Origin of the sequence: Pseudomonas sp. D2002, from assembly GCF_013385735.1 — a bacterium.
In the GTDB taxonomy this organism is placed as follows: Bacteria; Pseudomonadota; Gammaproteobacteria; order Pseudomonadales; family Pseudomonadaceae; genus Aquipseudomonas.
The window spans coordinates 1-25,940 of record NZ_JACAPL010000020.1 but is presented as its reverse complement, the minus strand read 5'-3'; the positions used below and the strand labels follow the sequence as shown (position 1 = coordinate 25,940).

Here is a 25,940-nt window from a genome sequence, read left to right as displayed (position 1 = left end):
TGGATGGAAAAAGTTAATTGACCAAGGAGAACGATCATTCTACTGTACGCAACATGAACGAAATCACCAGCAATGACACCCGCGATATTATCCTCGACGTCACCGAAAAGTTGATCTACCGGCATGGCATCGCCGCCACCGGCATGGACTTACTGGTGAAAACTGCCGGCGTGTCGCGCAAAAGTATTTACCGCTACTTCGCCAATAAAGATGAGTTGGTGATTGCTGCCCTGCAACGCCGCGACGCGCGATGGATGCAGTGGCTGCGCAGCGAAGTGGAGCGCAGCGAAGGCAGTGGTGAGCGCCTGCTCGCACTGTTCAGCGCCCTCAAGGCCTGGTTTGGCTCGGCGGACTTTCGCGGCTGCGCGTTTATCAACACCAGCGGCGAAACCGGCGACCCGCACAACCCGGTGCGCCTGTTGGCCAAGGCGCATAAACAGAAACTGTTCGAGTACGCGCTCGAACTGTGTAAAGCACATGGCACCCCCGAACCCGAACAGCAGGCCGCGCACCTGCTGATCCTGATCGATGGCGCCATTACCGTTGCCCTGGTGATGGGCGATTCAACCGCTGCGGATAATGCGCAATGCATGGCGCGAACCTTATTGGCGCTTTGAACGCACAGGCCACGCAACCTTAGATAAGCCTTAATTCTTTCAGGAGTTGCTCCATGTCATCTAACGCAGAAGTACGCCCGCCCCTGCCACCGTTTACTCGCGAGTCGGCCATCGAGAAAGTTCGCCTGGCCGAAGATGGCTGGAACTCCCGCGACCCGCAACGCGTGTCCCTGGCGTATACGCTGGACACGCAGTGGCGCAACCGCGCCGAGTTTGCGCATAACCGGGAAGAGGCCAAGGGGTTTCTGACCCGTAAATGGGCCAAAGAGCTGGACTATCGGTTGATCAAGGAGTTGTGGGCATTCACCGGTAACCGCATCGCCGTGCGTTATGCCTATGAATGGCATGACGATTCCGGCAACTGGTTTCGCTCCTACGGCAATGAGAACTGGGAGTTCGATGAGAATGGCTTGATGGCTAACCGTTTTGCCTGCATCAACGACCTGCCGATCAAGGAAAGCGAGCGCAAGTTCCACTGGCCGCTGGGGCGGCGCCCGGATGATCATCCGGGGCTGTCTGAACTGGGTCTCTGAATCTCACGCAATTCAAAATGTGGGAGCGGGCTTGCTCGCGAATGCGGTGTGTCAGTCAACCGATATATTGGCTGATCCGCCGCCTTCGCGAGCAAGCCCGCTCCCACATTAGATTGTTGTCACGGCTTAATCCTGATTCAACCCCACCCGATACAACACGCCGTTATCTTCATCGGTCAGCACGTACAAAAAGCCATCCGGCCCCTGCCGCACATCGCGAATCCGCGCTTTCAAGCCTCCCAGCAAGCGCTCTTCATGAATCACCTTGTCGCCATCGAACTGCAGGCGAATCAACTCCTGGCTGGCCAACGCGCCGATAAACAGGTTGTGCTGCCATGCCTTGAAGCGGTCGGCGTCATAAAACGCCATGCCGCTGATGCCCGGGGATTTCTCCCACACGTGATGCGGCGGTACGGTGCCTTCCACCGTCTTGCCCTTGGCCTCGGGAATCGGCGTCAGCGAATAATTGATGCCATGGGTCGCCAGCGGCCAGCCGTAGTTCTTGCCGCGCTCGATGATATTGATTTCATCGCCGCCACGCGGCCCATGTTCGTTCTCCCAAATCGTGCCGCTCCACGGGTTAAGCGCCAGCCCCTGCGGGTTGCGCTGGCCGTAGGACCAGATCTCGGGGCGTACGCCCTGCTGGCCGACGAAGGGGTTGTCATCCGGCACACGGCCGTCCGGGAAGATGCGCACCACCTTGCCTTGCAGCTTGTCCAGGTCCTGGGCCGTCGGGCGGTCGTTGTTTTCACCCAGGGTCACGAACAGGTAGCCGTCACGGTCGAAGGCCAGGCGCGAGCCAAAGTGATTGCCGGTGGAGAGCTTGGGCTCCTGGCGCAGGATCACCTTGAAGTCCTTCAAACCACTCAAGTCATCGGCCAAGCGCCCACGCCCGACGGCGGTGCCGGCTTTGCCACCCTCGCCGCCGCCTTCGGCGTACGACAGGTAGACCATGCGGTCCTCTTTGAAATCGGGCGACAGCACCACATCGAGCAAACCGCCCTGCCCTTTGGCCCACACCTGCGGCACGCCGGTCAGTGGTGCGGAGAGCTTGCCGTCCGGGCTGACAAAACGCAGGTGGCCTGGGCGTTCGGTCACCAGGAAGCCTTGTTTGTCCGGCAGAAACGCCACCGCCCAAGGGTGATCCAGACCTTTGGCGATCGGGGTGGCAGTGATGCTGCCTTGTTCACTGGGGAATTGCTGGGCATCGGCGGCGTGCGCCGCAACGAGTGGCAGTAGCGTGGTTGCGCAAATAGCGGCTAGCAGGGTTTTGCGTAGAAACATAAGACAGAATCCTTACCGGCGATTGCCGTTGGCATCGTAAGTGGGTGCTTTGGTGTCGGTCGCAGGGCGGCTCGGCGCGGCGTTGCGCGTGGGATAGCGATTGCCGATGCCGCCGTTTTCGACGGTCGGCGCGGGGCTGGTCGGCCCGGTTTGAATACCGCGGCCAGCCGGTGCATTGGGCTGTGTGCCCTGCATGCTGTTGGGGTTGGCCCGATAAATAGGGCTGTTGTTGGTGTCGTAGGTGCCGGGCAGGTTCTGCGCCTGGGCCAATGGCGCAAGTGCCAGGCCCAACGCGAGTACGGTGAGGTAACGCACACAGCTGTTCATCACAAAGCCTCTCTGGGGCGAGTTGTACGAGCTTTCGATAACACGCTACGCCTTGGGTTCGGCTTTCGACACTAAATACTTTCTCATCAGGTGTAACACGATCTGTCCGCGCATCTGCCCATCGAAACTTTTGCGCACGCCTGCGAGTCACCAGCACACAGTCTCTTCTCAAGGAATCGCAGCTATGCCAAGGGCAATCTGGAAAGGCGCCATCAGTTTCGGCTTGGTCCATATCCCGGTATCGCTGGTGTCGGCCACGTCCTCTCAAGGCGTTGATTTCGACTGGCTGGACAAACGCAGCATGGACCCAGTGGGCTACAAGCGCATCAATAAGACCACCGGCAAGGAAGTCACCAAAGAGAACATCGTCAAGGGCGTGGCCTTCGAGAAAGGCCGCTACGTGGTGCTGAGCGAAGACGAAATTCGCTCTGCTCACCCCAAGTCGACCCAGACCATCGAAATCATCGCCTTTGTCGCCGCCGACCAGATCCCGCTGCAAAATATCGATACGCCCTACTTCCTGGCGCCGGACAAACGCGGCGGCAAGGTCTACGCGCTGCTGCGCGAAACCCTGAAAAAAACCGCCAAGGTCGCGCTGGCCAATGTGGTGCTGCACACCAAGCAGCACTTGGCCGCGTTAATGCCGCTTGATTCAGCCCTGGTATTGGTGATGCTGCGCTGGCCCGCCGAAGTGCGCAGCCTCGACGAGCTTGAACTGGGTACCGACGTGACCAAACCCAGCCTGGCCAAAGGCGAGCTGGACATGGCCAAGCGCCTGGTCGAAGACATGAGCGCCGACTGGCAGCCCGACGAGTACCGCGACAGTTTCCGGGAGAAGATCATGGCGCTGGTGGCGAAAAAGGCCAAGGCCGGCAAAATCGAAGATGTGGAAAGCCAGGAAGGCAGCGAGGAGCGCAAATCGGCGGACGTCATCGACCTCACCGAGCTGCTCAAACGCAGCCTGGCCGGCAAGCCCGCAACTAAAAGCACGACGAAAAAGCCTGCGGCGAAAAAGTCCACCAAAAAGGCCTCTTGAGCCTGCCATTTGCTGGAGATCGACATGGCAAAGCCCCTGAGCGAATACAACCGCAAACGCGACTTCGAGATCACCGCCGAGCCCGCCGGCAGCGCGCCTGCCGGCAAACGCAAAGCCTCGGCATTGTCCTTCGTGATTCAAAAGCACGACGCGCGCAACCTGCACTATGACTTTCGCCTGGAACTCGACGGCGTACTCAAAAGCTGGGCCGTGCCCAAAGGCCCAAGCCTGGACCCGACCCAGAAACGCCTGGCCGTGCACGTGGAAGATCATCCGCTCAGTTATGGCAACTTCGAGGGCAGCATTCCTGCCGGGCAATACGGCGCCGGCGATGTGATCGTGTGGGACCGTGGCGTCTGGCAACCCCATGACGACCCGCACAAGGCCTATGCGGCCGGCAAACTCAAATTCACCTTGGTCGGCGAAAAACTTTCCGGCGACTGGGCCTTGGTGCGCACGCGCCTGAAGGGCAGCGGCGATAAGGAACAGTGGTTACTGATCAAGGAAAAGGATCAGCAAGCCCGGCCCGCGAGCGATTACGATATTGTCCAGGACCAGCCCAAAAGCGTGCTCAGCGACGCTTCGGTCGGCAAACCGAAAAAGCCCGCGAAACGCCAGAAAACCCCAACTGCCCTCCCCGACCAGCTCACGCCGCAACTGGCGACCCTGGTCGACCGCGCCCCCGACGGCGACTGGCAGTACGAAATCAAATTCGACGGCTACCGCATGCTCGCGCGTATTCGCGACGGTGAAGTGCGCCTGTTCACGCGCAACGGCCATGACTGGACCGACCGCCTGCCGCGCCAGGTCAAGGCCCTGCAGGCGCTCAAGCTCAAAGACAGCTGGCTCGACGGCGAAGTGGTCAGCCTTAACGGAGATGGCTTGCCGGACTTTCAGGCGCTGCAAAATGCCTTCGATATCGGCCGCAGCCTGGATATCGTGTATTACCTGTTCGATGCGCCGTTTCTCGACGGCCAGGATCAACGCAAAACCCCCGTGGAGGAGCGCCGCGCCGCGCTCAAAGCGGCGTTGTCGGGTAGCCGCAGTAAATTGCTGCGTTTCTCCGAAGCCTTCGCCGCCAACCAGCGTGACATCTTCGAAAGTGCCTGCGACCTGGCGCTGGAAGGCGTGATCGGCAAACGCGTCGGCAGCCACTATGTGTCCAGTCGCAATGCCGACTGGATCAAGCTCAAATGTCGTTTGCGTCAAGAGTTCGTGATTGTCGGCTACACACGCCCGCAAGGTTCGCGCAGTGGCTTTGGCGCGCTGCTGCTGGCGGTAAATGACGATTCCGGGCTGGTGTATGCCGGGCGCGTCGGCACCGGCTTTGATCAGGCGGCGCTGAAGAACATCTACGCGCAACTCACGCCCCTGGAACGCAAGACCTCGCCGCTGCAAAAACCACTGACCAGCACCCAGGCGCGCGGCGTGCACTGGGTTGAACCGAAGCTGGTGGGTGAAGTGAATTTCGCCGAATGGACCCGTGAAGGCGTGGTGCGCCAGGCCTCATTTATTGCGCTGCGCACCGACAAACCGGTGGCGCAGATCATTCATGAGCTGCCGCGCAAAGCCAAATCCGTCACACAGCCGGCGCCCGCGAAAAAGGCCGGCAGCGGCGTGACCATCACCCACCCGGACCGGGTGATCGACGCACAAAGCGGCACGCAAAAACAGCAACTGGCCGACTTCTACGCCAGCATCAGCGCGTGGCTTCTGCCGTTTCTGCGCCACCGGCCTGTGTCGCTGCTGCGCGCGCCGGAAGGCATTGAAGGCGAACAGTTCTTCCAAAAGCATTCTGAGCACCTGGCCATTCCCCATATCAAGCAGTTGGACCAGGCACTGGACCCGGGCCATGCGCGCCTGCTGGAGATCGACACCAGCAAAGCGTTGATCGGCGCCGTGCAGATGGGCACCGTCGAGTTGCACACCTGGGGCGCGACCTCGGACAAAATCGAAACGCCCGACCTGTTTGTGCTCGACCTCGACCCGGACCCGGCGCTGCCGTGGAAAGCCATGCTGGAGGCGGCGCAACTGACGTTGTCGGTGCTCGACGAGTTGGGCCTGGAGGCGTTCGTAAAAACCAGCGGCGGCAAAGGTCTGCACCTGGTCGTGCCCTTGGCGCGCCGGGATGACTGGGACACGGTGAAGGCGTTCGCCAAAGCCATCGCGCAATTCATGGCCGTGCAGTTGCCCGAACGTTTTACCGCCACTTCCGGCCCCAAGAACCGCGTGGGCAAGATCTTTATCGACTACCTGCGTAACGCCCGAGGCGCGAGCACGGTGGCGGCCTACTCGGTACGGGCGCGACCTGGCCTGCCGGTGTCAGTGCCGGTCAGTCGGGAGGAATTAAAAGGCTTGCGCGGCGCGCAGCAGTGGACAGTCGCCAACTTGCACGAGCGTTTGGACACGTTGAAAGGCGACCCGTGGGCCGGTTATGCCAACCGGCAGAAGATCAGCAAGAAGATGTGGGACAAGCTGGGCGCGACACCACCGCAGTAAGTCGCGCCCAAGCGGGCTTTAGATGAGGATGAAGATCAGCGCCAAACCTGCAAAAATCGCCCACTTTTCCAGGTAGTAACGTGCACGATTGCGCTTTTTCAGCTCCTTGCCACGCAGGCGGATCTTGTACAGGCGGGTAAACGCACGGTTCAGGCCGCCGGTCTTGTCGCCATCATCGTTCGGCGACCCCGCCGCGGCCATCACGTTACGGCTGAACCAGCGGTTGAACGCCGCCGCCCAGCGGTACTTCATCGGCCGTTCGATATCGCAGAACAGGATGATGCGGTTCTGCTGCGTGGTGTTTTCCGCGTAGTGAATGTATGTCTCATCAAACATCACCGGCTCGCCGTCGCGCCAGTAGTAACTTTCGCCATCCACATTGATATAGCAGCCAGGATCGTTAGGCGTGTCCAGGCCCAAGTGATAACGGTAGGAACCCGCGTACGGGTCGCGGTGGCGCACCAGCTTGGAGCCCGGTGGCAACTCGGCGAACATCGCCGCCTTGATCGAGCCGATGCTTTGCACCAGCTCGGTGGTACGCGGGCAGAGCTTCATCGCCGACGGGTGGCTGTCGCCGTACCACTTGAGGTAAAAGCGCTTCCAGCCTGACTTGAAGAACGAGTTGAAACCCACATCGTTGTACTGCTCCGAGCGCTTGATCTCGCCCATGCGCATCAGGTTCTGGCCTTCCTGGCGGATTTCCTCCCAGTGTTCCTGCAGTGGGCTCAGGTCCGGAAAGTCGGCAGGCGACAGGAACGGGCGGCTTGGCTGCCTGGAGAACAAGTAGAGAAAACAGTTGATCGGCGCCAGGAACGTCGAGTGGTCGCTAAGCTGGCGACCCAGCTTGTGTCGCACCCGACCACGCAGGTGAACATACGCGATGGAGGCAACGTAGAGAGCAACAATGATGAGTTTCAAGGGATTCGTCACACGTCAGTAGAGAGAACAGGCTGCTCCTGCGTGCCCACAACGGCCGAGGATTGAATAAGCAGCACCTGAAATCACAATTCACAAATACGCGGCACGACCGGCGATGGGAGCACCGGTTCATGACCATTGGCAGTTATTTAGCCACAGTTTGTAACCAAAGGTTAACTAAGAATTGTGAAAAGCTGTCCACTCATTGTGCTGGATCAACACCCGCACTTGTCTTGCCAGGCGCGCCATGCTGCACTGCAAGAACTTTCCTTCAGCAAAATGGATTTTGTATGTCATTCCTTTCAAACAGCGATTACCAGGCACTTCAAGGCAGTTGGGAGCAAACCGCGCTCGAAGACAGCGGCGTACTCAACCCGGTTGATGCCCACAGCGCACCGGGCGCCCTGACCACCATCACCGGCGACTGCTTTGAAGTGCGCACGACAGACGACGAGTTGCTGCTCGCCGGTCGATTTACCCTCGACAGCACCACCACGCCCAAGAGCATTACCTGGGTTGACGCGATAGGCGAAGACGCCGGCAAGCCATTGCCCGCCAGCTACCGCCTTGAAGGCGATGATTTTGTGTTTATTGCCGCCGATGCGGGTATGCCCCGCCCGACGGTGTTCAGCACCGGGCCTGGGCAAACCATGCGCACGTTTGTACGCAGGGGCTGAGCCGCGCGCATCCGAATGTGCGACACGGTTTTCACACGGCCTTCACTTTCTGGCCTATAGGGTAAGGCCTACCTACTCCAGTGAATCATTTGGCCCGCCTCTCCTGGCGGGCTTTTTTTTTATACGACGATATCTTCGCGAGCAACTCTTCCTTGCACATCAATGTGCATGTCCATTTTGCCATTCCCCGTGGTATCCATCCTGAAGTGCGTTCGCTGAAAGGCTGCGTCGTAGGTCACCAACACATCACCCGGGCGGGTGATAAACGTCGGGCTGAGCGGATCTTGCGCTTTACTGTGGTCATGCGGCAGCGTGGACACAAAGTTCAGAGGGCCCAACTGCTGGCGCAAGCCAGAGAAATCGAGCTTGTCTTTGCCGCTGACAAAATCCATCACCCAGTTCGCTTTACCGCTGGAGCTGGTATCAAAGACAAAGGTGTTTGCACCCTTGCCGCCCCACATCTGTGCCCCGCCACTGCCGCCAAACAGGATATCGTTGCTCGGGCCGCCCCGCAGAACATTGAAGGCGTTATTGCCGATCAGAGTATTCTCACCTTTGCCGCCTTTGGCCTCTTCGATGGTCACACCCTTGGCGATGCTGACGTTTCCTATTAACCCCCCTACGTCAGAAGAGGAACCCGCATTAAGATTTATCGTCTGGTTTTGGCTGAATTCGGAAAAGTCGAGCGAGTCCCAACCGCCGCCGTCCCACACTGCAAATAGCGGCTTGTCTTCGGCCGACTTCAGGCTGTATTGATCGCGCTCGGTATTGGAGTTAAAACCGTAGGTCGTATCACCGTTACGAGTGGCGTAATTGGCGCCGTAGGCTGATTGAATTGCCGCCATATCGTCCATCATCAGACTGGCTGGATAGACAGTCTCTCCAGCCTCACTCAGCAAGGGTACGTTGTAGCTCATGACCGTGTAGTTTTTCGTATCTTCCGCATAATAATAAGGTTCAAGCTCTTCCTCGCCCTCTGCGTGCGAATGCCCCAGGCCAAGGCCATGACCCACCTCATGAATCAGCGTCGAACGCCACTTTTCGTCGCTGATTTGACGTTTGTCATCATCCGCCCAGTTGCCGAATTTGGTCGTCTGATCCAGATGGCGCATCCAAACCGTACCCTGCGCAGGATCCTTCGGTTCCGGCATGTGAGCAAACCCAGCGAACTCACTGACTTGGTCGCCGGTGCTGTAGCCTCTGTAGGTCAGATGCCCCTCACTGGCGCCAGCGGTTTTTTCAGTGAACGTAACATTAGCGACATCGGCATACTCCTGGTGCACCTTCCCGACAAACGCTTTCTGCCCCAGGGTTAAGGGTACGGTTCGCTCGACCTTGTATTCGCCCATTTCTTCCTGGTTTTCGTCTGACGCCGGTGGCATCGAGGTGGAAAACTCAAAAGTCAGCTCAGTCTTGCCATTGTGATTGCTGTCGGGCCAGTGTTTACCATATCGGTTTAGCCGTTGAGCAACCTCTGCGCCGTTCAGAGAAGGATCACCGTATTCCGATGTTTTCCCACCGCCGCGCTGACTATCGTCGAGAACACGTTGGACCACCTCGTACCCCGTGGAAGGCAGTGCCGGTTTGATTTGCGCCATGACTGGATACTCCTGTGATTCCGCAGAGATTGTGGAAGGGAGGAACAGCCTTCCACGAATCAAGCCAGGAATTTATCAGCGTTATCAGCACGCAGTGTCGGACGGGTAGACCGCAGACGTAGGCCTAGATGCATACCGCTCGGATGAAACCTTCCGGGGCGCGAAACTTCCAGCCAGGCCCGCAGGTCACTAAGCCAATGAGTGTTCAGCCCCTGGACACCCTTGCCGAAGATATCGCCGTGGCTAATCACTCCGACCTGCGCAATACCTTGTCCCTGGACAGCCTGAATTTCTTCCTGGCGGATGTGCGTGACGGCCTCGGCCCTTATTTGGCGATCTACCTGCTGGCCGTGCACAAATGGGACCCGGCCAGCATCGGCGTGGTCATGACTCTGGCCGGTATCGCCGCGTTGCTCACCCAAGGCCCGGCGGGCGCATTGATCGACCGCACGCGCAGCAAGCGTGCGGTGATAGCGGTGGCCGCCATCCTGGTAACCGTCAGTTGCCTGGTGCTGCCGTTTGTCAGCTCATTCAGTTGGGTGGCCGTGACACAGGCGGCCAGTGCTGTCGCCGCGTCGGTGTTTGCCCCGGCGATTTCGGCCATCTCTCTTGGGATAACCGGGCCGCGCGCCTTCACCCGCCGCACCGGGCGCAATGAAACCTTCAACCACGCCGGCAACGCCGTGGCCGCGCTGCTGGCGGGCGGCCTGGCCTACCTGTTCGGCCCGGTGGTGGTGTTTTACCTGATGGCGTTTATGGCGCTGGCCAGTATCGTCGCGGTCAGTTGTGTGTCGGCCTCGGCGATTGACCACGAAGTCGCGCGCGGCTTCGACCCGGCTCACAGCAGTGAGCATGAACAACCTTCCGGCGTGAAAGTGCTGCTGGCCAACCGCCCGCTGCTGCTGTTCGCCATCTGCTGCGCGCTGTTCCACTTGGCGAATGCCGCGATGCTGCCGCTGGTCAGCCAGAAGCTCTCGCAGATCAACCTGCAAATGGCCACGCCGCTGACCTCGGCATGCATTGTCGCGGCGCAATTGGTGATGGTGCCGATGGCCTGGCTGGTGGGCAGCAAAGCCGACGTATGGGGGCGCAAACCACTGTTGCTGGCCGGCTTCATGATTTTGCCGCTGCGCGGCGTGTTGTACACCTTGTCCAGCGACCCTTATTGGCTGGTGGCCGTGCAGATGCTTGACGGCATCGGCGCAGGGATTTTCGGCGCGCTGTTCCCGGTGATCGTCAAGGACCTGACCCAAGGCACGGGCCGCTTCAACGTCAGCCTGGGCGCACTGTCCACGGTGTTTGGCCTGGGCGCGGCGCTGAGCACCAGCCTGGCCGGATTCGTGGTGCAACAGGCCGGTTACAACGCGGCATTCCTGACCCTGGCCGCCGTTGCGGCGCTGGCTTTGGCGCTGTTATGGCTGGCCATGCCGGAGACATTGGCAAAACCATCGTTCGCACGCATTACAACTGTCACCTGACATATGCGACAATGCGCGCCAAATTCCAACACACATCCAAAATTTTCTGCTCAGCGACCGGGTTTCGCGCCTTGATGTCGCTGTTGACGCATGCCTGAAGGCTCCTGCCGCCACGCTCGCAACCCATTGATAGGTAAAGTAATTGATCTCCACAGCTAACATCACCATGCAGTTCGGCGCCAAGCCGCTCTTCGAGAATGTCTCGGTCAAATTCGGCGCCGGCAACCGTTATGGTTTGATCGGTGCCAACGGTTGCGGCAAGTCGACCTTCATGAAAATCCTTGGCGGCGACCTCGATCCGTCCGGCGGCCAGGTCATGCTGGAGCCGAACGTACGCCTGGGTAAGCTGCGCCAGGACCAGTTCGCCTACGAAGAATTCACCGTGCTCGACACCGTGATCATGGGCCACGAAGAGCTGTGGAAGGTCAAGGCTGAACGCGACCGCATCTACTCGCTGCCGGAAATGAGCGAAGACGACGGCATGGCCGTGGCCGAGCTGGAAACCGAATTCGCCGAAATGGACGGCTACACTGCCGAATCCCGCGCCGGTGAGCTGCTGCTGGGCCTGGGCATTCCCCTGGAACAGCACTTCGGCCCGATGAGCGAAGTCTCCCCAGGCTGGAAACTGCGGGTGTTGCTGGCCCAGGCGCTGTTCTCCGACCCTGAAGTGCTGTTGCTCGACGAACCGACCAACCACTTGGACATCAACACCATTCGCTGGCTGGAAAACATCCTGACCCAGCGTTCCAGCCTGATGATCATCATCTCTCACGACCGTCACTTCCTGAACAGCGTGTGCACCCACATGGCTGACCTGGACTACGGCGAGCTGCGCCTGTTCCCGGGCAACTACGACGAGTACATGACCGTGGCGACCCAGTCCCGCGAGCAACTGCTGTCGGACAACGCCAAGAAGAAGGCGCAGATCTCCGAATTGCAATCGTTCGTCAGCCGCTTCTCGGCCAACGCCTCGAAAGCCAAGCAGGCCACCTCCCGTGCCAAGGCGATCGACAAGATCCAGCTGGCCGAGGTCAAGCCTTCGAGCCGCGTGAGCCCGTTCATCCGTTTCGATCAGAACAAGAAGCTGCACCGCCAGGCAGTGATGGTCGAAAAAATGGCCAAGGGTTTCGACGGCAAGCCACTGTTCAAAGACTTCAGCTTCCAGGTTGAAGCCGGCGAGCGTGTTGCGATCATCGGCCCGAACGGTATCGGCAAGACCACCCTGCTGCGCACCCTGGTCAATGAATTGACCCCGGACGCCGGCAGCATCAAGTGGACCGACGCCGCCGAACTGGGCTACTACGCTCAGGACCACGCGCACGACTTCGAAGACGACGTCACGCTGTTCGACTGGATGGGTCAGTGGACTCAGGGCGAACAGATGATTCGCGGCACATTGGGCCGCATGCTGTTCTCCAACGACGAGATCCTCAAGTCGGTCAAGGTTATCTCCGGCGGTGAGCAAGGCCGCATGCTGTTCGGCAAGCTGATCCTGCAAAAGCCGAACGTGCTGATCATGGACGAACCGACCAACCACTTGGATATGGAATCCATCGAAGCGCTGAACCTGGCGCTGGAAAACTACCCGGGCACGCTGATCTTCGTCAGCCACGACCGCGAGTTCGTATCGTCCCTGGCCACCCGCATCATCGAGTTGAGCGCCAACGGCGTGATCGACTTCAGCGGCACCTATGACGACTACCTGCGTAGCCAAGGCGTGGTGTTCTAAGTAACGCCACTGTGGCGAGCAGGCTTGCCCTGCGTTGGGCGGCGAAGCGGCCCTGAAATCAAACACCGCGTTTTGCCTGGCAGAACGCGGTGTTTTTTATTGGGGCTGCTGCGCAGCCCAACGCAGGGCAAGCCTGCTCGCCACAACAACCCCCCTGCCACATCAAGCCTGCTCGCTGATCAAACAAACTAGTTAGCCTGCTTCCTTTTCCCCCACGCCCTTGCCATCATGCCGTCACCGCCCGCCCGCGAACGAGTGACCATGCCTGCCGCCGCCCCCAGTTCCCTGTCGATCACCCTGCAGATCGTCTCCATCGTCTTCTACACCTTCATCGCTTTCATCTGCATCGGCCTGCCGATTGCGGTCATTCCAGGCTATGTGCATGAGCAGCTGGGCTTCAGCGCCGTGGTCGCCGGGGTCACCATCGGTTCGCAGTACCTGGCCACCCTGCTCAGCCGCCCAATGGCCGGGCGTATGTCCGACAACGTCGGCACCAAGCGCGCCATCGTGCTGGGCCTGGCCGGTATTCTGGTCAGTGGCGTGCTGACGTTTTTCGCCACCTTGTTCGAAAGCCTGCCCGCCTTGAGCCTGGGTATCCTGATCATCGGCCGGCTGCTGCTGGGTGTGGCCCAAGGCTTGATCGGCGTGGGCACCATCAGCTGGTGCATGGGCGCGGTCGGCGCCGAGCACACGGCGCGCTCGATTTCGTGGAACGGCATCGCCTCCTACGGCGCCATCGCCATCGGCGCGCCGCTGGGCGTGGTGATGGTCGCCGACTATGGCTACACCAGCCTCGGCATCGCCCTCACCGTGTTGGCGGCGTTGGGCCTGGTACTGATCCGCAATAAGCCCTCGGTGCCGGTGGTACGCGGCGAGCGGCTGCCGTTTTGGGCGGTGTTCGGGCGTATCGCGCCGTTTGGCACCAGCCTGTGCCTGGCGTCGATTGGCTACGGCACGCTGACCACCTTCATCACCCTGTATTACCTCAATCGCGGCTGGGCCGGCGCGGCGTACTGCCTCACGGTGTTTGGCCTGTGTTTTATCCTGTCGCGCCTGGTGTTTATCTCGGCCATCAGCCGTTTTGGCGGGTTCACTGCCGCGATTGCCTGCATGACCATCGAAACCCTGGGCCTGACGCTGCTGTGGCTGGCGCCCTCAACAGGCGTGGCCTTGATTGGCGCCGGGCTGACCGGGTTCGGCTTGTCGCTGGTGTACCCGGCGCTGGGCGTCGAGGCCATCAAACAGGTACCCAATAGCAGCCGTGGCGCCGGGTTGAGTGCGTATGCGGTGTTTTTTGATCTGGCCCTGGCGATCGCCGGGCCATTGATGGGCGCCGTAGCGCTGAACCTGGGCTACGGCTGGATCTTCTTTTGCGCCGCGCTGCTGTCGGTCACGGCGCTGGCCCTGACCGTGCTGCTCAAGCGCCGCGCTTACTGATCGGCGGTCTGTAAACCGGCACGGGTCGATTGGCCCAGGGTGTGGGAGAAGAAGCGCCCCGCCTCTGAAATCAGGTCGCGGTGGATGCCTTCACGGTCAACACCGTCGGCGTCGGTGCAAATAGCGGGCATCGCCACCAATTGGTCGCTGTCACACGGCGCCATGAACACGAAGTGCCCTGCCCCCGCCAACAGTTTGAAGTCCGGTGGCTCTGGCAGTTTGCGCGCCAGGGCGGCGGCGTTCTTGTCCACGGCGACCAATTTGTCGCCATCGCCGCTGTACAGCAGCACCGGCACATGCACATCGGCCAGGGTGTGGCGGCCGAACATCAAGCTCAACGGCGCCATCAGCATCAACGAATGAATACGCGGGTCGGCCTGGGGTTGCAGGTCGTCACGGTCGACCACCAGCTCACCTTTGGTGGTGCAGGCATCGCGGTCTTCCGGACGCTCCTGGCAATAGCGACGCAGGCGGTCAAAGTCCGGCTTGGCGCCGGCCAGGATCAACGCGGTTTCGCCACCGGCCGAGTAACCGATCACGCCCACCTGATTAACGTTGACGAACGGTGACAGCATCGGGTCGCCGAGGGTGGCGGTGATGGCTTCGGAGATCTGGATCGGCCGCCCGTACAGGTTGCTCACGGTGCCCAGGCGGCTGTGATCCTTGTAGTTGTCGCCAGGGTGCAGCACCGCCACCACCACAAACCCCTTGCGCGCCAGGGACGTCGCCAAATCGTGCAGGGCCAGCGGTGTGCCGGTGTTGCCGTGGGACAGCATCAACATCGGAAAGCGGCCAATGGCGACTTTGGAATCTTCGCTGGCGGCGACGTGATAGGGGCCCAGCTGGGTGCTGTGCTCATCGTCGGTCGACGGATAAAACGCGATGGCCTTCATCGGCTGTGAATCCAGCGGGTCGAGAAAGGTCATGCGATGGAAGCCCACACTCCAATGCGGGTGCGGCGCTGGGGCGGCGTGCACTGAAATCAGGCCGCCGAGCAGGGAGAGAACCAAAACAGCACAAAGACGCATCATGGGGATGTCCACCTTTGCTGCGCGGCTACGTTCAACACCAGCGGCATGTCTATATGAAAAGTCCATGGTTCAAGGCGCTCGCACCGGTTGATAAACCCATACGTGCATAACCTGGGCCAAGGTAGTGACAGCGGGCAAACGAAAAAACTCCGTACTCCGGTCGTTTTCAGGCGACCACAATACAGAGTTTAGGCGCCCGGTTTCAGATTGGAACCGGGCAATGGCGAAATTTACACAAGCCTTACGCGGCGGCGAACAATTGTTCGTTGATGACCACGTTGGCGTCGCTCAGGGCTTTGCTGCGCACTTCTTCACCGTAGGCCAGGCCTTGGGCGCGGACGAACTCGATGTCGGTGATGCCCAGGAAGCCAAACACCAGCTTCAAATAGTCTTCATGGCCGACGTTGCTTGCCTGGCCGGCGTGCAGGCCGCCGGCAGTGGACACGATGATCAGTTTCTTGCCACCGCACAGGCCTTCAGGGCCGGCTTCGGTGTAACGGAACGTCTGGCCGGCTACGGCGATGCGGTCGATCCAGGCCTTGAGCTGCGAAGGCACCGAGAAGTTGTACATCGGCGCGCCAATGACTACGGCGTCGGCCGCGATGAATTCGGCCAGCGACGAAGCGCTGAGTTCAGCCTCGTGCTGTTGCACAGCGTCGCGCAATTCGGCAGCGGTGCCCAGGGCGCCCAGGGTCAGGCCGGAAAAGTGGCTGATGCCTTCGCTTGCCAGGTCACGGTAAGTCACTTCCACACCCGGCTGCGCCGCTTGCCAGGCCTTGACCACACCAGCGCTGAGCTGACGCGAAGCCGAGTTGTCGCCGAGGATGCTGGAATCGATATGCAACAGTTTCATGCGGAATCTCCAAGTGAGGATCGCGATGAGGCGACCGAGTGAGGTTAATCCTACACATGAAGCCAATAGCCGATTAGACAGCTCATATGTGATTTTTCGTCCTGCCAGCAGGACAATCTACAAATGGGCGAAAACCCGATCCAACACGCGTATTGCCCAATCCTCTGCCGCACTGGATTTCCCCCACGCTTCACTTCATTCTCGCCGGCAGTTCCTACAGCCAGCGGCCACGCCATGCACCCACACACGCCCGCCCTCACCAAGGGGCTGACCCTTATCCTCGCCATCTGCTGCGGGTTTTCGGTCGCCACGATTTACTACAACCAAGCCATGCTGCCGCTGATTGCCAACACCTTCGAGGTATCCACCGCGCATGTCGGGCAAATCGCGATGCTCACGCAATTGGGCTACGCCAGCGGCCTGCTGCTGTTCGTGCCGCTGGGCGACCGCATCAGCCGGCGCACGCTGATCCTGGCCGTGCTGTGCATCAACTTCTTTGCTCTGTTGGCCTCGGCCACGGCGCCGTCGTATGCCTGGCTGCTGGTGGCGAGCGTGCTGCTGGGGCTGTCGGGTATCAGTGCGCAGGTGATCATCCCCGCCGCTTCGGACCTGAGTACCGTTGAACAGAAAGGCGCGGTGCTCGGCTTGATGGTCAGCGGTTTGTCGGCCGGTGGTTTGCTGGCCCGCACCGTCAGCGGCGTGGTCAGCGGCTGGCTGGGCTGGCGCGGCATGTTTGCCGTGGCGGCGGCGCTGGATGTGCTGCTGTTCATGGCGATCCTGACGCGCATGCCGGTGTCGATCTCGACCAGCAAACTGGCGTATGGCGCCTTGCTCAAATCCCTGTGGGGCCTGGCCCGCCAGTACCCGACCTTGCGCCAATCGGCCATCAAAGGTGCGTTGGTGTTCGGCGCGTTGAATGTGTTCTGGGGCTCGATGGCGGCCTTGTTGGCGCTGCCGCCGTATGGGTTTTCCAGCGCCCAGGCGGGGCTGCTGGGCCTGTCGGCCATCGTCGGCATCCTCTGCGCATCGACCATCGGCCAACAAACTCGGCGCCATGGGCGTTTGCTGGAGCGCGCCGGCATCGCCACGGTGCTGGTGGCGTTTGTGCTGATCTACACCCTGGGCCTCAGCGGCTGGTGGTGGCCGATCCTGATCGCGGCGACCTTTCTCGACCTCGGCAACCGCACCAACCAGTTGGCCAACCAGACCCGCGTATTGGCGCTGGAACCGTCAGCCACCAGCCGCCTGAATACGGTGTTCATGGTGGTCTACTTTATCGGCGGCGCCTTGGGTTCGGCCGCCGGGGCGTTCGCTTCGGAGCATTACGGCTGGCAAGGCCAGGCGCTGACCGGTGCGGCGTTTGCCGGGGCGGCATTGCTGCTGACCCTGTTCAAAGCACGAGAGTAACCCTGTGGCAGCGGGCCTGTTGTGTCTAGCGGGCTCCTCGCAATCAATGCGACGACACATAAATCGACGCCGACGTAGGCGCCGGCAACGCGTACGTGCGTTTCATCCACTGGATCTCTTCCTGTGGTGTACGCCCGAAGAAACGCTTGAATTCCCGGCTGAACTGCGAGGCGCTTTCATAGCCGACCTGGGCACACGCCGTGGCGGCGGTGATGTCGTTGCGCAGCATCAACAAGCGCGCCTGGTGCAGGCGCGTGGACTTGAGGTATTGCATCGGTGAGGTGTCGGTAACCGTGCGAAAGTGCGCATGAAAACTCGGCACGCTCATCATCGCTTCCGCCGCCAGCGCCTCCACGTCCAGGTGCTGGTGGTAACACCCATGAATCTTGCGGATCGCCCGCGCTACCTTGCCGAACTGGCCCTGGCGGTTGAGCGCGGCGCGCATCGAACCGCCCTGCTCGCCCGTGATGATGCGGTAGTACATCTCGCGCACCAGCGACGGGCCGAGGATGTGCGCCTCCATCGGCGTATTCATGGCCTCCAGAAAACGCAGCAGCGACTCACTGAGCTTGTCATCCATGGGCGATGAATACATGCCGCGAGGCTTGGCCTCGACAGACGCCGGGAAGTCGTCCAATGCCAGCATCAACTCGGCCGCCAGGGTGAAATCCAGTCGCAGGTACACCGCCAGCATGGGTTCTTCTTCGGTGGCCTCGGTCTCCATGGTGAATGGCACCGGCACTGACACCACCAGGTAGTGCTGGGCGTCATACAGGTAAATCTCGTCGCCCAGGTAACCGCGCTTGCGCCCCTGGCAGACAATCACAATGCCTGGGTCGTAGAGCACCGGCACCCGGTGCAAAGGCCGATTCGAACGCAGGAAGCGCACGTCGTCCAGCGCGGTCAGGTTATAGCCTTCGACAGGCGCCAAGCTGCCCATCAACTCGATGATTCGTTGCGTGCGTCCCATGCTGCAAGGCTCCTGGGGAAAACCGCACGTTACTGCGCAAACGTCGCCGTGGCTACGCGCTCATAGGAATAGGCAATCAGCACATTGGAATGGATATTCGCTCGCGAAGCCCGTTTCCGTAGCCTGAAACAGCCCATTCAGCCCCCGGAGATTGCCTCATGCTTATCGTCTACAACCCCGCCACCGGCGAAGAAATCGGCCGCGTTGCCAAGAACACCTCAGCCGAGGTCAAGGCGGCGGTCGACCGCACCTGCGCGGCCTTCCCTGCATGGTCCTCCAGGCTGGCCAGGGAGCGCAGCGAGATCCTGCGCCGCTGGCACGACGCGGTGAAGGCCGACAAGGAAGCCTTCGCCGAACTGCTGTGCCGCGAAAACGGCAAGTGCCTGACCGAAGCCCGCGGCGAAATCGACTACGGCCTGGGCTTTATCGAGTGGTACGCCGAAGAAGCCAAGCGCGTGTATGGCGACACCATTCCCACCCACGACCGCAACGCCAACGTGGTGGTGACCAAGGAAGCCGTCGGCCCGGTCGCGGCGATCACGCCGTGGAACTTCCCCTTCATGATGATCACGCGCAAAGTCGCCACGGCCCTGGCAGCCGGCTGCACCATGGTGATCAAGCCTGCCGAAGACACGCCGCTGACCGCCTTGAAGCTGCTGGAATACGCACGCAAGGCCGGTATCGAACCCGGCGTGCTGGAAGTGGTGGTCGGCGACCCCAAGGAGATCGGCCTGATCTTCACCGGTGACCCACGCATTCGCAAAATCACTTTTACCGGCTCCACCGGCGTCGGCAAATTGCTCGCGGCGCAATGCGCGGCCACCCTCAAGAAAATGACCCTGGAGCTGGGCGGCAACGCGCCGTTTATCGTGTTCCAGGACGCCAACCTCGATGAGGCGGTCAAGGGCTTGGTCAGCGCCAAGCTGCGCAACTCCGGCCAGGTGTGCATCTCGCCGAACCGCATCTTTGTGCAGCACAGTATCCTCGAAGATTTCATCAAACGCGTGAAGGCCGCCGTCGCCAAGATCGACGTGGATCAAGGCCTGCGCGAAGACTTTGTGGTCGGGCCGCTGGTCAATCAACTGGGCTTCGACAAAGTCGTGCGCCTGGTCGAAGACGCCAGGGCAGCGGGCGCCAAGGTGCTGATGGGCGGCAAGCCCCACGCCAGAGGTGGGCTGTTCTACGAGCCGACCGTATTGACCGGTTTGCAGGACGACTCACCGCTGGCCACCGAAGAAATTTTCGGCCCGGTGTTCGCCATTTATTCGTTCAAGGATGAACAGGAAGTGATTGCCCGCGCCAACCAGACCGAGTTCGGCCTGGTTGCCTACGCCTACACCAGCGCACTGGGGCGCTCGTTGCGCCTGTCGCGCCAGCTGGAGGCCGGCATGGTGATTCTCAACTCGGGTTCGGTGGGCACTGCGTCGATTCCGTTTGGCGGCATCAAGCAGTCCGGTTATGGCCGCGAAGGCAGCTATTACGGGATCGAAGAGTACGTGCATGTGAAGTATGTGCTGATGGCCGGCGCGCACCTTTAGAAACTTGCCCCTTGTGGCGAGCAAGCTTGCTTGCGCTGGAGTGCGCAGCGCTCCCGCTTTTTGGGGGGCGCTACGCACCCCAGCGGGAGCAAGCTCCCTCGCCACAAAGGCCGCCACTATTTTTAGTGGATTTGCCCTCGCCAGACGCGGATGATTCGTCCCACTGACAGGACAATAGGTTGCCCATGCAAGACCTCAATGACCTCTACTATTTCGCCAAAGTCGTCGAAGCCGGCGGCTTTGCGGCGGCGGGCCGGCTGCTGGGGATTCCCAAGTCGCGGCTGTCACGCCGTATTGCCGAGCTGGAAGAACGCCTCGGCGCACGCCTGTTGCAACGCACCACACGCCAATTGACCCTGACCGCCGTCGGCGAGCGCTATTTGCGCCATTGCCAGGCCATGCTGCTGGAAGCGGAAATGGCCGACGAGGCCGTGGCCAGCATGTCCAGCGAACCACGCGGGCGACTGCGGGTCAGCTGCCCGGTGGGCATGGCCCAGCACATGCTGCCGGACATGGTCGCGGGGTTTCTCGCCGCTCACCCACTGGTGCAGTTGGAGATGACCTTGGTCAACCGCCGTGTCGACCTGGTCGCCGAGGGCATCGACGTGGCCTTGCGAGTGCGCGAGTCGGGCGATGAAGACCCGTTGCTGGTGACCAAGCGCCTGCGCCAGGCGCAGACCCTCCTGGTGGCCAGCCCGGAATTCATCCGCGAGCGGCACATCAACACCCTCGACGACCTCAAGCAACTGCCGGTGCTTGGCGCCCTGGAAGCCGACCGCCTGGTGCACCTGCGCCTGATCGACCCACAAGGCAAGAGCGAAGACCTGGCACTGGAAGCCCGCCTGGGCATCGACGACTTCATCGTGCGCAAGGCCTGCGCCATGAAAGGCCTGGGCTTTACCGTGCTGCCGATGATGTATTGCGAAGCAGAATTGGCCAGCGGCCAGTTGGTGCAACTGCTGCCGCAATGGTCATCGCCGGGAGGCTGGTTGCAGGCAGTCTACCCGCACCGGCGCGGCGTGCTGCCGGCCATTCGAGCCTGGATCGACTACCTGGAAGAAGCCTTCAAGGGCTGCGGAGACCGCTTGCTATGAACATGACTGAAGCCCAAGTCGCCGCCTACTGCCTGAGCCTGCCCGGCGCGCGGGAAGACTATAAATGGGGCGGCGTGCGCGTCTTCTCGATTGCCGGCAACAAGATGTTCGCCCTGCAGAACCTGCGGGGCGAGTCGTTGGCGTTCAAGGTCGACAAAGAGTTGTTCCTCGGCCATGTGGACCGCCCCGGCATTCACCCGGCGCCATACCTGGCGCGCGCGCAGTGGGTCATCATGAACACGCCCTACCCGCTGGGCGCCGAGGAACTGCGGGGGCTGTTGCAACGCTCGCACCAGTTGGTGGTGAGCAAGCTGCCCAAGCGCACGCAGGTGGGGCTGAAACTGGACTGACACCTCTATCGAGTGAAAGGCAGGGCGCGCTCAATGGCCATCGCCGCCGCCAGCGCTAAATGCTCGTGCCACGGTCGCGCGACGATCTGCACACCAACCGGCAACCCCGTCGCATCCGTGCCCGCACGCACCACCACACAGGGCCAACCCGTCAGGCTGTACGGCAAGGTGTGACTGAACAGCCCCGGCCTTGGCTCTCCCAGGCGTGGCGCGGGCGCGGCGTCAACCGGGCACAGGATAAGGTCGTAGTCGGCCATGAAGCCCAGCATCGCAGAGCGAAATTGATCCCAGTCTGACAGCAGTTTGATCGACTGCGCCCCGGAGCCCTTGCTCATTGCCCAATAGCGTTCGGTGATGTCGCGCGAACGGCTTAATGCCGCCGGGAACGCTGGACGGAGAACGGCTCCCGCGCGCTCCAACAGTTCGGCAGCGACTTGCAGCGTCGCTTGGGTTATCGGGTCAACGGGCGCAATGCCGCCGTCGCTGTACCAAGCGACCCGCAATCCGTTAAGTGCTTGAGCCTCCACAGCGCGCAGTGGCATTGGAATCACCCCGGCGTCCTGACCATCCTCGCCGGCGATTACCTGGAGCGCCAAGGCCAGGTCTTCAACATGCCGGGCCATCGGGCCAATCTGGCTGCGACAGTCACTCAACCCGCCCGGATGATCGAAAACACCCGTATTGGGTACGCGGCCGCTGGTGGGCTTGAGCGTACAAACACCGCAAAAATGCGCCGGTACACGCAAGCTGCCACCCGAATCACTGCCCAGCCCCAAGGGCGAAAGGCTCGCGCCAATCGCGGCCGCTTCGCCACCACTGCTGCCTCCGGGGCTATGGGACAGCGCGTGTGGGTTACCTGTGGCGCCATAAACCGGGTTGTCTGTAACCCCGCCGCCGCCGCCCGGCGGGCAGTTGCTTTTGCCAAGCAAGATGGCGCCAGCGGCCTTCATCCGCGTCACCACCACGGCGTCCTGCTCCGGTATAAAACCGGCCCGGTCGGTCAACCCCGCCGCCGACACCACGCCCTGGGTATCGATGACATCTTTGACGGTAAAGGGAACGCCTTGCAGCACACCGCCATACTCACCTTGAGCGATTGCCCGGTCTGCCGCCCATGCCCCGGCCAGCGCGGTCTCGGCGCACACTTGCACCAACGCGTTGATCGATGGGTTGAGCGCCTCGATACGGGCAAGGTAGGTGGTAACAATCCCGGTGGAGGTGAGCTTGCGCTGTTGAATCAGTGCCGCAAGCTCAGTGGCTGAATGGCGTAGCAATGAATCCGATAAAGACATCCGTGCTGTTCCAATGTATTCAAGTGACGCAAGCATACCGCCAGCGTGTCGCGAGTTCATATCGAAGGTTGGGCCGGGGGCCTCCCGCAAAGTTGGAGAGAATATCCCTTACCCCTTCCCTAAATCACCGACAGCAACGTGCCGCCGAGGAACAACTGATCCAGCCAGAACACCTCGTGCAGCAACACAATCACCCAGAACAGCACTTGGTACGACACTTTGCGCGTCTTGTGCCGGAACACTTGCTGGGCGATCAACGCCCCCGGCCAGCCGCCCGCCAGCTCGACGGCGTGGAGGATGTTTTCGCGCACGCGCGGGCCGTCTGATTGCGCCTTGCGCTTGTCGCCCCAGTACAGGAAAAACGCCACCACGCTGACCACGCCATAAGCCGCCAGCGGAATCACCGTCTCACCGCGCTGCCACACCAGTGCCGCCCCCAGCAGCGGCGCGGCGCACAGCAAGACAAAGATCAGCGCCTTCAGGCGCGGGTGCTGAATGTTCACGGCTTGACCGCCGACCAGTCGATCCAGCCGAACTGCCAGGTCGCCAGGATCACCAGGCCGAAGGCGATGCGATACCAGGCAAACGCCGCATAGCTGTGGCTGGCGATGAACTTGAGCAAGGCCTTGACCGCAATCATCGCGAAGATAAACGAGGTGACAAAGCCGATGGCAAACACCGGCAGGTCATCCGGCTGGAACAGGTGACGGTACTTGAAGCCCGAATACACGGCCGCGCCGACCATGGTGGGCATGGCCAGGAAGAACGAAAATTCGGTGGCGGTCTTGCGTGACAGGCCGAACAACAGGCCGCCGATGATGGTGGCGCCGGAGCGCGAGGTGCCTGGGATCATCGCCAGGCATTGGGCCAGGCCGACCTTCAGCGCGTCTTTCCAAGTGATCTCGTCCACGCTTTGCGCGTGCACCGCATGTTGCCGACGTTCGGCCCACAACATGATGACCCCGCCTACCACCAGCGCGGTGGCCACGGTGATCGGGTTGAACAGGTAATGTTTGATCAGGTCGGCAAAAATCACCCCCAGCACAATGGCCGGCAGCACCGCGATCATCAGGTTGACGGTGAAACGCTGGGCATTGCGCTGGGTCGGCAAGCCGATGACCACGTCGAGAATCTTGCGCCGAAACTCCCAGACCACGGCCAGGATCGCGCCCAATTGAATGATGATGTTAAACGCTTCAAAACGTTCGCCGCCGAAGCCGATCAAGTCGGCAACGATGATCTGGTGGCCGGTGCTGGAAATCGGCAGGAACTCGGTCAGCCCCTCCACAACGCCAAGAATCAATGCCTGTATGGCGGTCCAAAAATCCATGCTTCCCCCAAAGGTCACGCGCTGTGGCATGCCTTGACTGTCTTTTTAATGTTCACTGACGCAAGCGCACTCAATTTCCGCGGCTGATTTTCACCATCGGCCTGCAAAAATTTCGTGAAAAATCAGGGAGTACTAAGGTTTTTCGATTACAGGCCGAAAGCCTATCAGACAAGCCGGAATTGTCGATGCGGCACACAATTATAAAAAGCAGGGAGTGACAGGACGATGAACAGTTTGCGCAACATGTCGATCAGCCGCCGTCTGTGGCTGATCCTGATAGTCGCCGTGTTGATGCTGCTGACCTTGGGGCTGTTGATGCTCAAGCAGATCCATGGCGACCTCTACCAGGCCAAGCGCCTGCAGACCCAACACGTGGTGCAGACCGCCAGTGGCGTGCTGGCCTATTACCAGAACCTCGAGAAAACCGGCGTGCTGACCCGCGAAGTCGCGCAAAAGCAGGCCCTCAGCGCCGTGCGTGGCCTGCGCTACGACCACGACGATTATTTCTGGATCAACGATCTGACGCCCGTGATGATCATGCACGCGGCCAACCCCAAGCTCGATGGCCAGAACCTCTCGGCGATTCGTGACCCGGACGGTTTTGCGGTATTCAACGAGTTCGTGATCCTGGCCAAGGCCAAGGGCGCCGGCATCGTCAACTATCGCTGGCCCAAGCCGGGTGCCGAAGCGCCGGTGGAGAAAACCTCCTACATCCAACTGTTCGAACCCTGGGGCTGGATCATCGGCTCCGGCGTGTACGTGGATGACGTGCAGGCCGAGTTCAAAGGCCAGGTGTGGAACGCCTCGCTGATCGGCCTGGGCATTGCGCTGGTGATGGCCGTGCTGGTCCTGTTGATCGCCCGCAGCATCGTGCACCCGTTGCAGGCGGCGGTGAATGCCATGGCCAATATCGCCAGCGGCGAAAGCGACCTGACGCGCAGCCTTGACACCCACGGGCGTGACGAAGTCACCCAGCTGTCGCAGCACTTCAACAGTTTTACCGCCAAGCTGCGTCAGGTGGTCGGCCAACTGCAAGTGTGCGCCAACGCCTTGGGCCAGTCGTCGACGGAGCTGGGCACCAACGCCAGCCAGGCCCATGACCGCAGCCAGCAACAGTCGCAGCAGATGGAGCTGGTGGCGACGGCGATCAATGAAGTGACCTACGGCGTGCAGGACGTGGCGAAAAACGCCGAACACGCCGCCAGCGAAATGCGCGATGCCCAGGCCCAGGCGCAGCAGGGCCAGGTGAATATCGACGGCAGCTTGCAGCAGATCGACCAGCTCTCCAGCACCATCAGCCAGGCCGTGGAAGTGATCCGCACCCTGTCCAGCGAAAGCACGCAGATTGGTGGTGTGCTGGAGGTGATTCGCTCGATTGCCGACCAGACTAACCTGCTGGCGCTTAACGCCGCGATTGAAGCTGCGCGCGCCGGTGAACAGGGGCGTGGTTTTGCTGTGGTTGCCGATGAGGTGCGATTGCTGGCTCAGCGTACGCAGAAATCCACCGCTGAGATCCAGGTGATGATTGAGCGTCTGCAAGGGCACTCGGAGGCGGCGGTCAAGGTGATTAGCGACAGCCATAGCGCCTCGCAACTGACGATTGAACAGGCCGGCCAGGCCGGTGCGAGCCTGACTGCCATTGGGCAGGCGCTGCGTAACCTCAACGGGCTGAATGCGTCGATTGCCAGCGCGACCTTGCAGCAGGCGCATGTGGTGGAGGACATCAACCAGAACGTCACCCAGGCGGCCGGGCTGTCTCACAGCACTGCGTTGGCGGCGGAGCAGTCAAGCGTGGCGAGTGAGCATTTGCGTGGATTGAGTGAGCAGTTGGGTGGGTTGCTGCGTCAGTTTAAGGTTTAGCTGGGGGCTGGTTTTTTAGATGGGGTTGAGTACATATCCGTTGCTGCGGTAACGGCGGCTTAGGGTTCCGCCCTTACGGCGG

General features: G+C 60.9%; 23 protein-coding genes. 13 read left to right on the top strand and 10 right to left on the bottom strand.

The window, feature by feature from the left end; all coding sequences use genetic code 11:
- The first annotated feature begins 53 nt into the window (after positions 1-53).
- A complete protein-coding gene (locus tag HX783_RS26905; protein ID WP_177018883.1) occupies positions 54-617 on the top strand; it encodes a TetR/AcrR family transcriptional regulator in 564 nt (187 codons plus the stop codon).
- 53 nt (positions 618-670) lie between these two features.
- Positions 671-1,150, top strand: coding sequence for a nuclear transport factor 2 family protein (locus tag HX783_RS26900; RefSeq protein ID WP_159956804.1), 480 nt, complete (start codon positions 671-673; stop codon positions 1,148-1,150).
- 126 nt (positions 1,151-1,276) lie between these two features.
- Here HX783_RS26900 and HX783_RS26895 read toward each other — a convergent pair whose 3' ends face one another.
- A complete protein-coding gene (locus HX783_RS26895; protein ID WP_177018882.1) occupies positions 1,277-2,434 on the bottom strand; it encodes a PQQ-dependent sugar dehydrogenase in 1,158 nt (385 codons plus the stop codon).
- A gap of 12 nt (positions 2,435-2,446) precedes the next feature.
- The gene (locus HX783_RS26890; protein ID WP_177018881.1) at positions 2,447-2,761 is read right to left on the bottom strand and encodes a hypothetical protein; all 315 of its coding nucleotides are present in this window, start codon (positions 2,759-2,761) and stop codon (positions 2,447-2,449) included.
- Between the two features lie 184 nt (positions 2,762-2,945).
- Here HX783_RS26890 and HX783_RS26885 point away from each other — a divergent pair, with 184 nt between their 5' ends.
- Complete coding sequence (locus HX783_RS26885; RefSeq protein ID WP_177018880.1) at positions 2,946-3,797, top strand: Ku protein; 852 nt, start codon at positions 2,946-2,948, stop codon at positions 3,795-3,797.
- A 24-nt stretch (positions 3,798-3,821) separates the two neighbouring features.
- Positions 3,822-6,296, top strand: a complete 2,475-nt coding sequence (gene ligD / locus HX783_RS26880) for a DNA ligase D (protein WP_177018879.1) — start codon at positions 3,822-3,824, stop codon at positions 6,294-6,296.
- 18 nt (positions 6,297-6,314) lie between these two features.
- Here the strand turns inward: ligD and lpxO are convergent, their stop codons facing one another.
- Positions 6,315-7,214 carry a lipid A hydroxylase LpxO gene (gene lpxO / locus HX783_RS26875; RefSeq protein WP_159956812.1) on the bottom strand — a complete coding sequence of 300 codons (900 nt, stop codon included), beginning with the start codon at positions 7,212-7,214 and terminating at the stop codon, positions 6,315-6,317.
- Between the two features lie 290 nt (positions 7,215-7,504).
- Between lpxO and HX783_RS26870 the strand changes: the two genes are divergently transcribed.
- A complete protein-coding gene (locus tag HX783_RS26870; protein ID WP_177018878.1) occupies positions 7,505-7,891 on the top strand; it encodes a TIGR03067 domain-containing protein in 387 nt (128 codons plus the stop codon).
- A gap of 119 nt (positions 7,892-8,010) precedes the next feature.
- Here HX783_RS26870 and HX783_RS26865 read toward each other — a convergent pair whose 3' ends face one another.
- Complete coding sequence (locus tag HX783_RS26865; protein ID WP_177018877.1) at positions 8,011-9,489, bottom strand: M10 family metallopeptidase C-terminal domain-containing protein; 1,479 nt, start codon at positions 9,487-9,489, stop codon at positions 8,011-8,013.
- 239 nt (positions 9,490-9,728) lie between these two features.
- Between HX783_RS26865 and HX783_RS26860 the strand changes: the two genes are divergently transcribed.
- The 3 genes from HX783_RS26860 (at position 9,729) to HX783_RS26850 (ending at position 14,133) form a co-directional block, all read left to right on the top strand.
- The gene (locus tag HX783_RS26860; protein ID WP_159961471.1) at positions 9,729-10,967 is read left to right on the top strand and encodes an MFS transporter; all 1,239 of its coding nucleotides are present in this window, start codon (positions 9,729-9,731) and stop codon (positions 10,965-10,967) included.
- Between the two features lie 142 nt (positions 10,968-11,109).
- Positions 11,110-12,696 carry an ABC-F family ATPase gene (locus HX783_RS26855; protein ID WP_106577981.1) on the top strand — a complete coding sequence of 529 codons (1,587 nt, stop codon included), beginning with the start codon at positions 11,110-11,112 and terminating at the stop codon, positions 12,694-12,696.
- A 261-nt stretch (positions 12,697-12,957) separates the two neighbouring features.
- Positions 12,958-14,133: an MFS transporter gene (locus tag HX783_RS26850; protein ID WP_177018876.1), complete on the top strand. Its 1,176-nt coding sequence runs from the start codon at positions 12,958-12,960 to the stop codon at positions 14,131-14,133.
- Here the strand turns inward: HX783_RS26850 and HX783_RS26845 are convergent.
- Both HX783_RS26845 and HX783_RS26840 read right to left on the bottom strand, forming a co-directional pair.
- Positions 14,127-15,164, bottom strand: a complete 1,038-nt coding sequence (locus HX783_RS26845) for a dienelactone hydrolase (RefSeq protein WP_159956822.1) — start codon at positions 15,162-15,164, stop codon at positions 14,127-14,129. The genes HX783_RS26850 and HX783_RS26845 overlap by 7 nt on opposite strands.
- 241 nt (positions 15,165-15,405) lie before the next feature.
- Entirely contained in the window at positions 15,406-16,017 is a 612-nt protein-coding gene (locus HX783_RS26840) for an FMN-dependent NADH-azoreductase (protein WP_177018875.1), read from the bottom strand.
- Between the two features lie 234 nt (positions 16,018-16,251).
- Between HX783_RS26840 and HX783_RS26835 the strand changes: the two genes are divergently transcribed.
- Complete coding sequence (locus tag HX783_RS26835; protein ID WP_177018874.1) at positions 16,252-17,424, top strand: MFS transporter; 1,173 nt, start codon at positions 16,252-16,254, stop codon at positions 17,422-17,424.
- A 43-nt stretch (positions 17,425-17,467) separates the two neighbouring features.
- On the opposite strand, the gene HX783_RS26830 is transcribed toward HX783_RS26835, so the two are convergent.
- Positions 17,468-18,394 carry an AraC family transcriptional regulator gene (locus HX783_RS26830; RefSeq protein WP_177018873.1) on the bottom strand — a complete coding sequence of 309 codons (927 nt, stop codon included), beginning with the start codon at positions 18,392-18,394 and terminating at the stop codon, positions 17,468-17,470.
- A 158-nt stretch (positions 18,395-18,552) separates the two neighbouring features.
- On the opposite strand from HX783_RS26830, the gene HX783_RS26825 reads away from it, so the two are divergent.
- From HX783_RS26825 to HX783_RS26815, 3 genes are all read left to right on the top strand, one after another.
- Complete coding sequence (locus HX783_RS26825) at positions 18,553-19,932, top strand: NAD-dependent succinate-semialdehyde dehydrogenase (protein WP_177018872.1); 1,380 nt, start codon at positions 18,553-18,555, stop codon at positions 19,930-19,932.
- Positions 19,933-20,117: 185 nt separating this feature from the next.
- Entirely contained in the window at positions 20,118-21,026 is a 909-nt protein-coding gene (locus tag HX783_RS26820) for a LysR substrate-binding domain-containing protein (RefSeq protein WP_159956832.1), read from the top strand.
- 2 nt (positions 21,027-21,028) lie between these two features.
- On the top strand, positions 21,029-21,376 hold the full coding sequence (locus HX783_RS26815) for an MmcQ/YjbR family DNA-binding protein (RefSeq protein WP_177018956.1): 348 nt from the start codon (positions 21,029-21,031) through the stop codon (positions 21,374-21,376).
- Positions 21,377-21,381: 5 nt separating this feature from the next.
- On the opposite strand, the gene HX783_RS26810 is transcribed toward HX783_RS26815, so the two are convergent.
- The 3 genes from HX783_RS26810 to HX783_RS26800 all read right to left on the bottom strand — a co-directional run bounded on the left by HX783_RS26810 (position 21,382) and on the right by HX783_RS26800 (position 23,998).
- Positions 21,382-22,668 (bottom strand): amidase, encoded by a 1,287-nt coding sequence (locus HX783_RS26810; RefSeq protein ID WP_177018871.1) that lies wholly within the window; start codon positions 22,666-22,668, stop codon positions 21,382-21,384.
- A gap of 119 nt (positions 22,669-22,787) precedes the next feature.
- Entirely contained in the window at positions 22,788-23,171 is a 384-nt protein-coding gene (locus HX783_RS26805; protein WP_177018870.1) for a DUF1294 domain-containing protein, read from the bottom strand.
- A complete protein-coding gene (locus HX783_RS26800) occupies positions 23,168-23,998 on the bottom strand; it encodes an undecaprenyl-diphosphate phosphatase (RefSeq protein ID WP_177018869.1) in 831 nt (276 codons plus the stop codon). The genes HX783_RS26805 and HX783_RS26800 overlap by 4 nt, the downstream gene beginning before the upstream one ends.
- Before the next feature lie 225 nt (positions 23,999-24,223).
- On the opposite strand from HX783_RS26800, the gene HX783_RS26795 reads away from it, so the two are divergent.
- Positions 24,224-25,858, top strand: a complete 1,635-nt coding sequence (locus HX783_RS26795; RefSeq protein ID WP_177018868.1) for a methyl-accepting chemotaxis protein — start codon at positions 24,224-24,226, stop codon at positions 25,856-25,858.
- The last annotated feature ends 82 nt before the right edge of the window (positions 25,859-25,940 follow it).